Origin of the sequence: Caballeronia sp. LZ033 (genome assembly GCF_031451265.1) — a bacterium.
Lineage (GTDB): Bacteria > Pseudomonadota > Gammaproteobacteria > Burkholderiales > Burkholderiaceae > Caballeronia.
Genome location: NZ_JARUXQ010000003.1, coordinates 517,584 through 530,394, shown reverse-complemented (window position 1 = coordinate 530,394; position 12,811 = coordinate 517,584). Strand labels below are relative to the sequence as shown.

Below are 12,811 nucleotides of genomic sequence, written 5' to 3'. Positions count from 1 at the left end.
ATCATTGCCCTGGCGCGTAGAGATCGAGGAACTTGAGCGTCACGCCGTTGGTCCAGCCGAAGCCGTCCTGCAACGGATATTCGCCGCCGCCTCCACCGCCCGTGCCCTCGCCTTCGACGACATACTTCTCAACAAGCTTCTGCTGCATCGAGTAGACGTTGTTCACGTCCGCGAGGAAGCGCGTGCCGATTGGCCGCGCGAGGTCACCGCGCCCATAGCGCTTGAGCCCTTGCACGGCTATCCAGTGCAAGGGCGCCCAGCCGTTCGGCGCATCCCATTGCTGTGACGTATTGAAGGTCGTCGTGGTGAGACCGCCCGGCTTGAGCAAGATCCTGGCGACAGTGTTCGCCGTCTTCTGTGCGCGATCCGGCCAAGCGGCGCCTGCGAACAACGGATAAAGCATGGCGGCCGACGGATTGTTGCGTGGCTGTGCGAGCCGCCAGTCATAATCGCCGTAATAGCCGTTGTCGTTCCACAAATATTTGTTGATGGCGATCGCCCGCTTCGCCGCGCGGCCAATGTATTCGCCGACGCATCCGAAGTCGCGCACCTCGCCGCAGCCGATTGCAATCGTCGTTTCCAGGTGGAACATCAGGCTGTTGAGATCGACGGGAATGATGGAGGTGGTGCGGATGGTCGCGAGCGTCATGTTGTCGCCGAACCAGCGCGAGCTGAAGTCCCAGCCGCTCTCGGCCGCCGCCCGCAAGTCCCGATAGACTTCATTCGGCGGACGACTGCTCGCCTGCTTCGCGGTGGTCACGTCCTCCAGATACGACTCGTCACGCGGCGTGTCACGTTCGTCCCAATAGCGGTTGAGCACCGTCCGGTCGGGCAGCATCACGACATTGCGTTTCGCCTCGCCCGGTTGCAAGGACCGCGCGCCTTTCATCCAGTACTCATGCTCGCGGCGCAACTGCGGCAAATACTTCTGATACACGCGCCCGCCTTCCTTCTGCGCGGCGAGTTCCACCATGTACGAGAAGAACGGCGGCTGCGAACGGCTCACGTAATAAGTGCGATTACCGTTGGGAATGTGGCCGATCGTGTCGATCAGATACGCGAAGTTATCGAGCATGTCGTCGACCAGATCTTCGCGGCCCGCTTCCTGCAAGCCCAGCATCGTGAAATAGGTGTCCCAGTAGTAACCTTCGCGGAAACGCCCGCCCGGCACGACATACGACTTCGGCAGCGGGATCAGCGAACTGTTCGGCGGCACGTCCGCTACGGTCGTCAGGCGCGTGAGTTTCGGCCAGAGCCAGTCGATATGATCACGCAATGACTGACCCGGCGGTGGGGTAATGCTCTGATCCGTGGGCGGCGTGAAGTATTGCGCGACGAATGCCTTCAGGTCGAAACCTGGCGCGGACATCTGCGTGTGATAGGCCTGCAGGATCTGCGCGGGATCCATCTTCGGGGTCGCATCGACGAAGGTCTTCTGATCGGGATAGACGCCTTGCGTCTGCACCGCGACGAAGAGATCGCCATAAAGCTCGCTCGGCGGCAGGGGCAACACATAGCCGCTGGTGGTGTCGGCATGCGCCGCACTCGCGGCGATGCTCAGGAAGAACCAGACGCCGAGCATTCGGCGTGTGCTTGCTCGTCGTGTCGCTGCGGATTCACGCGATGACGCGTCAGACCCTGCGCCGTGCGAAGACAGTGCGATCATGCTCCCTCCCTCGAAGGATGTTGAACCGGACTGGTCTCGCTCAAGCAGCGCTTTTGATTATGGGTTCGTTCGGCAGCACGGCGAAGCATAGAACGCTTGATCGCGCGTAGCAACCCTCGTTACGCTTGGTCCGCGTTTCCCGCGAGCGCAACGATATTCACGATGCCCTTGCGGGCCATCTTCGTGTAGGGGCAGAAGCGTTCCGTATTGCGCACGAGTTCCTCGGCGACGGTGCGCTCGACGCCGGGAAGCTGCACCTCGGTATGCGCGGTGAGCACGAAGAGGCCATCGACCGGATCGCGCGCGAAGTTCACCGTGACGGACACGGCGGCCTGCGCGACTTCGATGCCCACACGGGTCGCGAGCAGCGTGAGGGCGCCATGGAAGCAGGCGGCATAGGCGGCCGCGAACAACTGTTCCGGATTCGTGCCGCCGCCGGCGCCGCCCAGCGACTCGGGAAGCCGCAGTTCGAGATCGAGATTGCCGTCGTCGGAGCGTGCCTTGCCCGAGGCGCGGCCATGGCCCGCGTCGCCGCCGGTGATCGTCACGGTCGTCGAATACAGCGTGTGCGTGTCCTGGCCCTGGTACTTGTCGAGCAGAGTCGTGGAAGGCGGAGTGAGTGATGCCATGATGGTCTCTTCGATGCGCATGCCCGACGTCTGTCCAGCATGCATCGTATGCATGCCGGCGCGCGTCCGGTAGTCCCGTCGGCGCACGCACGGTGTTGCCCTGCACGCATCAATCCGCGCCGCTCAATGGGCGCGTTGCGTTGCTGATCGTGGTTGTCAGGCAATGCAGATCGAGCGCGCGCGTCTGCTCCGTCATGTAGTCGACGAACACGCGCACGCGCGTGGGAAGATGCTTGCGGCTGAGATAGCACAGGTAATGACCGCCATCGTCCGGCGCGTACTGGGCGAGACACATGACCAGCCGGCCGGCTTTCAACGCATCGCACACGAGATAGGCCGGAAGTTGCGCGATGCCCTGTCCATCCATCACGGCCTGCAGCATCAGATCGATATCGTTGAAGATTTGCCGCGCATGAGGCATCACCTTGTGCGCCACGCCGTTGACCTTGAATTCCCATTCAGCGATACGGCCGGACGACGTGCGCAAGCTGATGCAGCGATGCCGCTCCAGTTGTTCGATGCTGCGCGGCAGCCCATGTTCGCGCGCATGGCCGGGCGACATGCAGACGATCATCTGCATTGGTATGAGTTGCTTCGCGACGACCTCGCAATTGTCGATATGGCCATCGCGGAACGCGACATCCACACGATCCGCGGTGAAGTCGCATGCTGCATCGTTCAGCAGCAGTTCCAGCGCGATGTCCGGATAGCGCGCATTGAAGCCGGGCAGCAGCGGCGCCACGACCTTGCGGCCGAAGCCCGATGTCGAGGCGATGCGCAGGTGTCCGCGCGGCGGTCCATTACGTAGTTCGCGCATGTCTTCGAGCGCCTGCACGATGCGTTCGACGCCCGGCTGGCAATTCTTGTAGAAGAGTTCGCCCTCGCGCGTCAGCGACGTGCTGCGCGTGGTGCGCAGGAACAGGCGCGCGTCGAGTTGTGCTTCGAGTTTCTGCACGTTGCGGCTGACGGCGGAGCGGCCGATGCCCAGGCGATCGCTCGCTTTCGCGAAGCTGCCTTCATTGGCGACGGCCAGAAACGAAACGACGCCCGCATAACTGGTGCTGAAGCTGTAGGCGAGCGAATCGTCGGAATGAGAAACGAGGTCCAGTGGCATGGCGGCGCTAAACGGAGTGGCTCTGACTTACAAGACGTTTGCGCCGCCCGGTTTGTGACATCGCCTGCTGAAAAAAATTTTCGCGCCTGGTTCCGGTTTTATTTCACCGGCGTCAGCACAGGCTTGCCCTTGTCCTTGAGCAACAGCACGATGAACTTCGCGGGCTTCGTCATGCTGGCGTTGCGGCCGACCGTGTGGATGTCGTCGGGACCTTCGTAGAAGGTGTCGCCCGGCTTCAGCGTCACTTGCTTGCCGCCTTTGAGCTGCATCACGATCGACCCTTCGACGACATAGACGAACGCATGCGCATCGTGCCGATGCACCGGATCCACCGCGCCCGGCGGATAGTCCACGTTGATCATCAACGCCTCCTTGCCGGGATAGTCCGGCAACGGCCGGGTCATCAACTCGGTGACGACGGCCTCGGGCGCCGCCCGCGCCTCTTGGGCAAAGAGCGCCGCGCTTCCGAGGGCGAGCGCCAGTCCCATGCGTCTGATGTTCTGCACGATGAGTCTCCGCAGGTAAAAGGACGGCGCCCGAGGCTTCAGGACAGGTTTGCCTTCTCGAGGCCGAACACCTTGTCGGACGAACCCGGCACCGTCTGGAACGCGACGTTGGCGCGGTTCCAGCCGTTGATCGCCATGATGGCGTAGGTCAGGTCGGACAATTCCTTTTCGTTGAATTGCTCACGCACGCGCTGATACAGCTCGTCGGGCACGCCATGCTCCGGGAGACGTGTCAGGACTTCGGTCCAGGCGAGCGCGGCGCGTTCGCGCGGCGAGAACAAAGTGGACTCGCGCCAGATTGCTACATGATGCGTGCGCAGTTCACGCTCGCCATGGATCTTCGCTTCCTTCACATGCATGTCGACGCAGAAGCCGCAGCCGTTCATCTGCGATGCGCGCAGCGAGACGAGATCGCGAACGGTCTGCTCGATCGCGCATTCCGCGACAGTATTGCTGAATTCATAAAACTTCTTGAAGAGTTCGGGAGACTGGTGAACGTAGTTGATGCGCTGCGACATGACGGCTCCATGCAGGTGGGTTAGCCGACCGCGGGCGCGGCCCGGCATGGATGTCATCGTAGGTTTGCGCGGCTGGCGACGGTAGACCCGCGGCAGGCCGCACGCTGTTGCCTGCTGCGCATCAATCGTTGTCCACTTCCCTACTGGCTGTCCAGCCAGGCCGCGATCCGTTCGAGTTTGTCGGGGTTGCGCTGCACCTGGATGTTGACGATGCGATCCTGCTCGATTTCAAACGACTGCGCGGACTCGAGCTTGCCCTCGATGAAGCGCAGCAACGCCCATTGCCCATTCAGCATCACCGGTTCCACGCGCACTTCGCTTCCGTAGCGCAGATATGCGGCATAGAAAAGCTGCGCGATGCGCCGGCCGCCCCGCATGGGCTCCGGGAAGCTCTGGACGCGGCCGCCGCCGTCGCCGATGAGCGTGGCTTCGTCGGCGAGCATCGCATGAATCGATGCGAAGTCGCCGTGTTCGAGCGCGCTCACGAAGGCCAGCAGCACGTGCCGATGAAGCTCGGGCGACACCGGGCGGCGCGGACGTTCCTCGCGCAATTGCACCTTGGCGCGGCTCACGAGCTGACGGCAGGCGGCCTCCGTCTTGCCGATGATGCGCGCCACCTCGGGGTAGTCGGCGTCGAATACCTCGCGCAGCAGAAAGGCGGCACGCCCCTCCGGCGTCAGACGTTCGAGCAGCATCAGGAAAGCGACGGAGACATCGTCGGCCCGTTCCGTCATTTCCTCAGGTGTCGCGGGCGGCTCGGTGATGTGCGGTTCGGGAAGCCAGATACCGGTGTAGTGCTCGCGCTGGATCTTCGCGGCGCGCAGGCGGTCGATCGAGTGACGCGTCGTGACCGATACCAGCCACGCCTCCGCATTCTCGATGGCCACGCGCGCAGCCGCATGCCAGCGCAGCCAGACATCCTGGACGATGTCCTCGGCTTCCGCCACCGAACCCAGCATGCGGTAAGCAATGGCCTGCAGACGAGGGCGCAGGCGATCGAACTCGCGCGTGGCGTCATCCATGGTGTCGGCTCCGGATCCGTGCGGGTTCAAGCCTCTGAAAAAGGTCCATACAGAATCGTAGCGCAAGCCTGCGCCGGGACGCACGACGGCCCGCCCCGTTCGTTCAGCCGCGACGCCGGTTTCGTCTCGTCGACGGACGGCATCTCGAATACAAAGTGCAAAATGCCATCTCGCATGCAAAGTGCAAAACGCAAAATGCAAGCGCGTGCGTCTCTGCTTAAACTGAGCGGCGCGCCGGCCGATTGGTCCGATTTTTTGACCGGCGCCGCGAAAAATGCTATTACGACACGGCCTCGCGGGAAGCTGGCACGACCCGCACCGCGAAAGCAAACCGTAATCGTATTGCCGTCGCACTCAGCCGCGTCAGATCGAACGTCAGAGCAAGCGTCATCTCAAGAACCACCTCAAGACCACAGTGAACCCAACGACAACCCTCGCCCCCTGGTCCGCACACGACACCCAGCTTCTCATCGCCTGCGCACTCGGCCTCGCGATCATCATCGTTTCCATCAGCGTCCTGAAGCTCGCGCCGTTCCTTTCCATCCTGGTGGGCACGTTCGCGGCAGGCTTCGCCGCGCATCAGCCGCTCGAAGCCATCGCGCAGGCGTTCAGCAAGGGCGCGGGCGCGCTGCTCGGCGACGTCGGCATCATCATCGCGCTCGGCGCCATGCTCGGTGCGCTGATGGCCGAATCCGGCGCCGCCGACAGGCTCGTCACCACCCTCCTGGACCATTCCACACCGCGCAGGCTGCCGTGGATGATGGCGCTCGTCGCGATCATCGTCGGGCTGCCGCTGTTCTTCGAAGTCGGCCTCGTGATGATGGTGCCGATCATCTTCGTCATGGCGCGCCGCTCCGGGCAACCCATCCTGCGCATCGCGATTCCTGCCCTCGCCGGCATGACCACCCTGCATGCGCTGCTGCCGCCGCACCCCGGTCCGCTGATCGCCGTGAGCGCGCTGCATGCCGACCTCGGGCTGACGCTCGGACTGGGCCTGCTCGTCGCGCTGCCTGCTGTCGTTCTCGCCGGACCGGTCTACGGCATCTGGCTGTCGAAGCGGCTGCATATCGAGGCGCCCGAGGAAATCGGCCAGCTGTTCACCACTCGCGACGAAGGCGCGGCCACACCCGGCTTCGCGATCTCGCTGGTGACCATCCTGCTGCCCGTCGTGATGATGCTCGGCCGCACCGTCGCCAAGCTGGCGCTCACGAAGGACACGCTGCTGTACGACATGCTCGACTTCGTCGGTGAACCGCTCGTCGCGCTCGCGCTGACCGTGCTGTTCGCCATCGTGATGCTGGGCTGGTCGCGCGGCATGGCGCGGGAACGCGTCGGCGGCATCCTGCGCAAGAGCCTGCCGCCCATCGCCGCGCTGCTGCTGACCATCGGCGCGGGCGGCGGTCTCAAGCAGATGCTGGTCAACGCGGGCATCAGCGTGACCATCGGCAAGATTGCAGTCGGCACGCACCTGCCGCTGATCCTGCTCGCATGGCTGATCGCCGTCGCGCTGCGTCAGGCGACCGGCTCGGCGACCGTCGCCACGACGACCACGGCGGGGATCGTCGCGCCGGTCGTCAGCGGACTCACCGCGACCCACAACTCGCTGATGGCGCTCGCCATCGGCGCGGGCTCGGTGTTCTTCTGCCACGTCAATGACGCGGGCTTCTGGATGGTGCGCGAATACTTCGGTCTCACGCTGAAGCGCACGGTCGCGGTGTGGTCGATCTTGCAGACCATCGTTTCGGTGGTCGGGCTGGTGCTCACGCTGGTGCTGTGGAATCTCCTGACATAAGGCCCGCACGCTGGCACGCGACATGCGCTCCTGTGAACACGATTCCGATCTCATGACGAACAGGGAGCGCACATCATGACCGACGAGAACGACCGTCCGACCCCGCCGAAACAGACACCCGACGACCCGAACGTCGCTGACCGGCGGCTTTCCGACGAGCAAAAGCGTGACTTGAAGAACGAACCCGAACGGCCAAGCGGCGGCCAGTCCGGCAAGCTGCCCGACCCGAAGGAAGTGGGCGAAGCAGGCTGATACGCCAAATCCCGCTCTTTCGCAATGGGCAGGCGCGGGTTCGGCAACAGCGTTCGCTGCTTGCAGCGTAGAAATTACTCCTGATTTTTTCGACTCACCCGACAAGCGGCAAGAGTGCCTGCCATGAGCGTCCCGGGCGGCGCTTTTGTTGTATGGTAGCCCCAGGCTATCGCAGCGTTCGATGCCGCGTACGGCGACGCGTCTCGCCGACAACGAGTCAGCGGAAGCAAGGACGCCCATGCACGATCCTGCTCATTTCCTGCCGTCATTCGTCTGGCGCGCCGCACGCGACGGCACTATCCAATACGCAAATCCCTGGGCGTGCCGCTATCTCGGCGTGGCGCTTGCAGAGCTGTCGGGGCGGCATTGGAACGCCTTCGTCCATTCCGACGACATCCCTCCGGTGCTCGATGCACTGCGGCTCATGCGCGACGGCACCCTGCTGCGCAACGTCGATGTGCGCCTGCTGCGCGCGGACGGCGCATTCCGCTGGCATACGCTGCATCTGCAGGCGCGGCGCGACGAAGAAGGGCTGATCGGCGAGACCGTGGGCGTGGCCATCGACATTCACGAATGCCGCCATGCGTGGGCCATGTACGAAGCCAGCGAGCGGCGTCTTCAGGCGGCCTTTGCCGGCGCGCGCATGGGCGCGTGGGAATGGGACATGAAGACGCGCGTGGTGCGCATGACCGCGCAGCTCGCGGCGCTCTACTCGTTTCCCCCCGGCACGGAAGCCGTGCTGCTCTCGGAAGTATGGGACCGGGTCGCTCCGGAATATCGCGCGCCCTTTCAGCGCAACCTCACCGAGGCCTTGCGCGACGGCGGTCCGTTCGAATTCGATTTCGTGCTCGAGCCCGATCCCGGCACGCGCCGCTGGCTGCGCATGCGCGGGCATCCGGAGTTCGACCGCGAAGGCGTGCTCACGCGCGTCTACGGCGTGAGCTTCGACATCAGCACGCAGCGCGCCGACGAAGACCGCCTGAGCCTCTCCGAGCGGCGCTATCGTGCGCTGGTGGAATCAACGGGAGCGCTCGTCTGGTCCGCCGATGCAAACGGCGAGATCCGTCCGTCGGGCGGCGAATGGGAGCGCTTCACCGGCGTCCCGCCCGAGGCGCTGTCCGGCTGGGGATGGCTCGAATTCATTCATCCGGACGACCGCGAACGCACCCAGCGCGACTGGCTCGACGCACTGGAGCAAGGCGCCGCGCGCACGCTCACCTTCCGCATGTATCGGCGCGACGGCGTGTATCGCATGGTGCAGGCACACGCCGCCCCGCTCCACGACGATCAAGGCAAGCTGCAGGAATGGTTCGGCACGACCACCGACGTCACGCCGCGCTACGAGGCGCAGGCCGCCATCGAAGCGCGCAGCCTGCGCCTCACGGTGGCCATGCAGGCCGCGAACATCCACATCGCCTCGCTCGAACTCGCCACCTGGACGCTCTTCCTCGAAACCGGCGGCGAGCGCCAGATCCACGAGACGCTCACCTATGACGCGGCGCTGACGCGCGTGCATCCCGAGGACAGCGCGTCGCTCGACCGCTACATGCGCAGTCTTGCCGCCGGCGAGAACCCCGGCGGGCATTTTGAATTCCGCGTGCGAAATCTGCACGGCGAACGATGGATGCAAGGCAGCGCGCTGCTCCAGCGCAGCAAGGACGGCAAGCCGCTGCGCATCATTGGCAGCGTGATCGACATCACCGAGCGCAAGCACATGGAACTGATGCTGCGCGAGTCGGGACGGCGCAAGGACGAGTTCCTCGCCATGCTCGCCCATGAACTGCGCAATCCGCTCGCGCCGTTGCGAACCGCCATCGCGCTGCTGCAGAAGGACAAGGACAGCGAGCCGCATCTGCGCGACCTGATCGATCTGATGCGCAGGCAGGTCGAGCACATGACGCGCATCGTGGACGATCTGCTCGAAGTGTCGCGCATCACGCAGGGACGCATTGCACTGCAGCTCGAACCGATCCTCGTCGGCACGGCGGTGTATCACTCGGTCGAGGCGATCGCGGGCATGGTCGAGGCGCGCGCGCAATCCATTCACGTCGATGTCTCCGATGCCACCACCTGGGTGTGCGGCGACGTCACGCGTCTGTCGCAGATCCTCGTCAATGTGCTGAACAATGCCAGCAAGTACACGCCCGAAAACGGCCGCATCACCGTGAGCGTGCGCGCCGACGAGGAAGCGGTGGCGATCGCCATCGCCGACACCGGCACCGGCATCTCCGCGGATCTCCTGCCGAAGGTCTTCGAGCTGTTCTCGCAGGGCGAGCGCACGCTCGACCGTTCGAACGGCGGGCTCGGCATCGGGCTTTCGCTGGTGAAGAAGCTGGTCGAGATGCACAAGGGAACCATCAACGTGCAGAGTCCGGGCCCGGGACTCGGCACGACCGTGACGATTCGCCTGCCGCGCCTGCATCATCATGAGCGGCACTCGGCGCTCGCGCTCGCCGATCAGGGCACGCGCACCGCGCGCAAGACCTTGCGCGTTCTCGTGGTGGATGACAACCGCGACGCCGCCGATTCGCTCGCCATGCTGTGCGAGTCCGAAGGTCATGTCGCGCAGGTGGCGTATTCGTCGTCGGAAGCGCTCGAAGCGGCGCCGCTGCTGAAACCGGACGTCGCGCTGCTCGACATCGGCCTGCCCGATATCGATGGCTATGAACTCGCGCGCCGCCTGCGCCGCAAGGGCGAGACCATGCCGCTGCTGATCGCGATCACCGGCTACGGTCAGGCGGAAGACCGGTTGCGCGCGCAGTCGGCGGGCTTCGACTATCACTTCGTCAAGCCCGTGAACGTGGAGAGCCTGCTCAAGCTGCTGGGTTCGCTGACTGCCACACGCGGCGCGCCGTCGAACTAGAATGAGCGTTCGATCAACGCCTTCATTCACGACGACGCCATGACGACCCCGCCCATCAGCCGCTATCCCGTTCCCCAACCGCAAGACTGGCCCGACGACATCCGCACTCGCATCCTCGAGGTCCAGGAGAAGGCCGGCTTCGTGCCGAACGTGTTTCTCACGCTGGCGCACCGCCCCGCCGAGTTCCGTGCATTCTTCGCCTATCACGATGCGCTGATGCTGAAGGAAGGCGGCCTGAGCAAGGGCGAGCGCGAGATGATCGTCGTCGCGACGAGCGCCGTGAACGACTGCCTGTATTGCGTCGTCGCGCATGGCGCGATCCTGCGCATCTACGAGAAGAACGTGCTGGTGGCGGATCAGGTCGCGGTGAATCATCGCAAGGCGGATATCACGCCGCGCCAGCACGCAATGCTCGATTTCGCGCTGAAGGTCTGCCGCGCGTCGGGCAGCGTGGACGACAGCGACTTCGTCACGCTGCGCGCGCACGGTTTCAATGACGAAGACATCTGGGACATCGCGGCCATCACGGCGTTCTTCGGCCTGTCGAACCGCATGGCGAACGTGATCTCGATGCGGCCCAACGACGAATTCTTCCTGATGGGACGCGTGCCGCGCGAGCCGAAGCAGTAAGCCGATGCGCCTGCCTCCGCTGAAAGCCATCATCGCCTTCGAAAGCGTGGCGCGGACGAAGAGCGTCAACCGCGCCGCCGACGAACTCGGCCTCACGCCCTCCGCGGTGAGCCATCAACTGGCGAACCTCGAAGGCATCGTCGGGCGGCCGTTGTTCACGCGCCTGGGACGCGGACTCGTGCTGACGCCGACCGGCACGCAGTATCTGTCCGACGTGACGGGCGCGCTCGCCGAACTGAATCGCGCCACCGAACGCGCATCGAGTGAAACCTCGGTCGAGATCCTGCGGATCCATTCAAGCCCGAGCTTCGGCCTGATGTGGCTGCTGCCGCGTCTCGCCGCCTTCCAGGAAGCGAACGGCGACATCCAGATGAACCTGGCGTGCTCGTACGAGGATGTGTCGTTCACCTCGGGTTACTACGACATCGCCGTGCGTCACGGCTATGCGCACTGGAGCGATGTCGAGATCCGGACCCTGCGCCACGAAACCATCGCGCCGCTGGCCTCGCCCGAGTATCTCGAACGCTTTCCTGTCGCCTCGCCCGATGATCTGCTGGAACGCCGCCTGATCCTCTCCGAGTCGCCGCTGGTGCAATGGCAGCAGTGGTTCGGCAAGTTCGGCGTGGCGGTCAGGCGCAAGGCGTTCGACTTCTCGTTCGACCGCTCATACATGTCACTCGAGGCGGCGGCGCTGGGTCATGGCATCGCACTGGAAAGCACGATGCTGGCCTCGCGCCATCTCGCACGCGGCACGCTGGCGCCGGTGTTCGGTCGTGAATATGCGGTCGAAGTGGGCGCACATCATCTGGTTTACCCGAGCCAGAACGCGGGCCTGCCGCGCGTCGCCAAGTTCCTCGCGTGGATGGATCAACAAATGGCACAGCATATCGATACCTGAAAATTTCTCAGCAATAGTTGAGCCAAACTGCGTTGATCGTCAGGCTGAAGGCGAAGACACTGCGCCTACACCAGACCATCAACGGAGACAGCGATGTTGCTCGAGAACCAGGTAGTGATCGTCACGGGCGCGGCCTCGCCGCGCGGCATCGGCAAGGCCACGGCGCGGGCACTGGCCGCACAGGGCGCACGCATCGTCGTGCTCGACCTGAAGGAAGCCGATGCGCAAGCCGCCGCCGACGACCTAGGCGAAGGCCATCTCGGCCTGGCCTGCGATGTCACCGACAAGGCCGCCTGCGTCGCCGCCGCGACAGCGACGACGGAGCGCTATGGCCGCATCGACGCGCTTATCAACAACGCGGGCATCACGCAGCCGATCAAGACGCTGGAGATCGGCGCGGACAACTTCGACGCCGTCATCGGCGTGAACCTGCGCGGCACGCTGTACATGTCGCAGGCCGTCATTCCGCAGATGAAGAAGCAGCAGCGCGGCAGCATCGTGTGCATGTCGTCGGTATCGGCGCAGCGTGGCGGCGGCATCTTCGGCGGACCGCACTACAGCGCGGCGAAAGCCGGCGTGCTGGGCCTCGCGAAAGCCATGGCGCGCGAGTTCGGGTCGGACCGCATCCGCGTGAACTCGATCACGCCGGGCCTCATCCAGACCGACATCACCGGCGACAAGCTCACGCCCGAGATGCGCACCGACATCATCAAGGGCATTCCGCTCGGCCGACTCGGCGACGCCGCCGACATCGCGAACGCCTGCCTGTTCCTCGCGAGCGATCTCTCGTCGTATCTCACCGGCGTCACGCTCGACGTGAACGGCGGCATGCTGATCCACTAATCGATCGCGCCTGAAGACGCACCTACAGATGCACCCACCAGCGCACCCGGAACAACCGGGGCGCTCCATGGCAGGAGA

Annotated in this window: 12 protein-coding genes; 6 read left to right on the top strand and 6 right to left on the bottom strand. The window is 64.3% G+C overall.

What is annotated here, in order from left to right:
• Position 1: 1 nt before the first annotated feature.
• The 6 genes from treA to QCE62_RS23595 all read right to left on the bottom strand — a co-directional run bounded on the left by treA (position 2) and on the right by QCE62_RS23595 (position 5,455).
• The gene (gene treA / locus QCE62_RS23620; RefSeq protein WP_309923756.1) at positions 2–1,582 is read right to left on the bottom strand and encodes an alpha,alpha-trehalase TreA; all 1,581 of its coding nucleotides are present in this window, start codon (positions 1,580–1,582) and stop codon (positions 2–4) included.
• Positions 1,583–1,785: 203 nt separating this feature from the next.
• Entirely contained in the window at positions 1,786–2,295 is a 510-nt protein-coding gene (locus QCE62_RS23615) for an Ohr family peroxiredoxin (protein WP_309923752.1), read from the bottom strand.
• Positions 2,296–2,404: 109 nt separating this feature from the next.
• The gene (locus tag QCE62_RS23610; RefSeq protein ID WP_309923750.1) at positions 2,405–3,409 is read right to left on the bottom strand and encodes a LysR family transcriptional regulator; all 1,005 of its coding nucleotides are present in this window, start codon (positions 3,407–3,409) and stop codon (positions 2,405–2,407) included.
• A 98-nt stretch (positions 3,410–3,507) separates the two neighbouring features.
• Positions 3,508–3,897: a cupin domain-containing protein gene (locus tag QCE62_RS23605; protein ID WP_309925267.1), complete on the bottom strand. Its 390-nt coding sequence runs from the start codon at positions 3,895–3,897 to the stop codon at positions 3,508–3,510.
• A gap of 56 nt (positions 3,898–3,953) precedes the next feature.
• The gene (locus tag QCE62_RS23600) at positions 3,954–4,433 is read right to left on the bottom strand and encodes a carboxymuconolactone decarboxylase family protein (RefSeq protein WP_309923748.1); all 480 of its coding nucleotides are present in this window, start codon (positions 4,431–4,433) and stop codon (positions 3,954–3,956) included.
• A 140-nt stretch (positions 4,434–4,573) separates the two neighbouring features.
• Positions 4,574–5,455, bottom strand: a complete 882-nt coding sequence (locus tag QCE62_RS23595; protein WP_309923747.1) for an RNA polymerase sigma-70 factor — start codon at positions 5,453–5,455, stop codon at positions 4,574–4,576.
• Positions 5,456–5,870: 415 nt separating this feature from the next.
• Between QCE62_RS23595 and QCE62_RS23590 the strand changes: the two genes are divergently transcribed.
• The 6 genes from QCE62_RS23590 to QCE62_RS23565 all read left to right on the top strand — a co-directional run bounded on the left by QCE62_RS23590 (position 5,871) and on the right by QCE62_RS23565 (position 12,733).
• Positions 5,871–7,247 carry a gluconate:H+ symporter gene (locus QCE62_RS23590; protein ID WP_309923745.1) on the top strand — a complete coding sequence of 459 codons (1,377 nt, stop codon included), beginning with the start codon at positions 5,871–5,873 and terminating at the stop codon, positions 7,245–7,247.
• 75 nt (positions 7,248–7,322) lie between these two features.
• On the top strand, positions 7,323–7,499 hold the full coding sequence (locus QCE62_RS23585; RefSeq protein ID WP_309923743.1) for a hypothetical protein: 177 nt from the start codon (positions 7,323–7,325) through the stop codon (positions 7,497–7,499).
• Between the two features lie 238 nt (positions 7,500–7,737).
• Positions 7,738–10,362, top strand: coding sequence for a PAS domain-containing protein (locus QCE62_RS23580; protein ID WP_309923741.1), 2,625 nt, complete (start codon positions 7,738–7,740; stop codon positions 10,360–10,362).
• Between the two features lie 39 nt (positions 10,363–10,401).
• Positions 10,402–10,992 (top strand): peroxidase-related enzyme, encoded by a 591-nt coding sequence (locus QCE62_RS23575; protein ID WP_309815937.1) that lies wholly within the window; start codon positions 10,402–10,404, stop codon positions 10,990–10,992.
• A gap of 4 nt (positions 10,993–10,996) precedes the next feature.
• Entirely contained in the window at positions 10,997–11,890 is an 894-nt protein-coding gene (locus QCE62_RS23570; RefSeq protein ID WP_309923739.1) for a LysR substrate-binding domain-containing protein, read from the top strand.
• A gap of 93 nt (positions 11,891–11,983) precedes the next feature.
• Positions 11,984–12,733: an SDR family NAD(P)-dependent oxidoreductase gene (locus QCE62_RS23565; protein ID WP_309923736.1), complete on the top strand. Its 750-nt coding sequence runs from the start codon at positions 11,984–11,986 to the stop codon at positions 12,731–12,733.
• Positions 12,734–12,811: the final 78 nt, after the last annotated feature.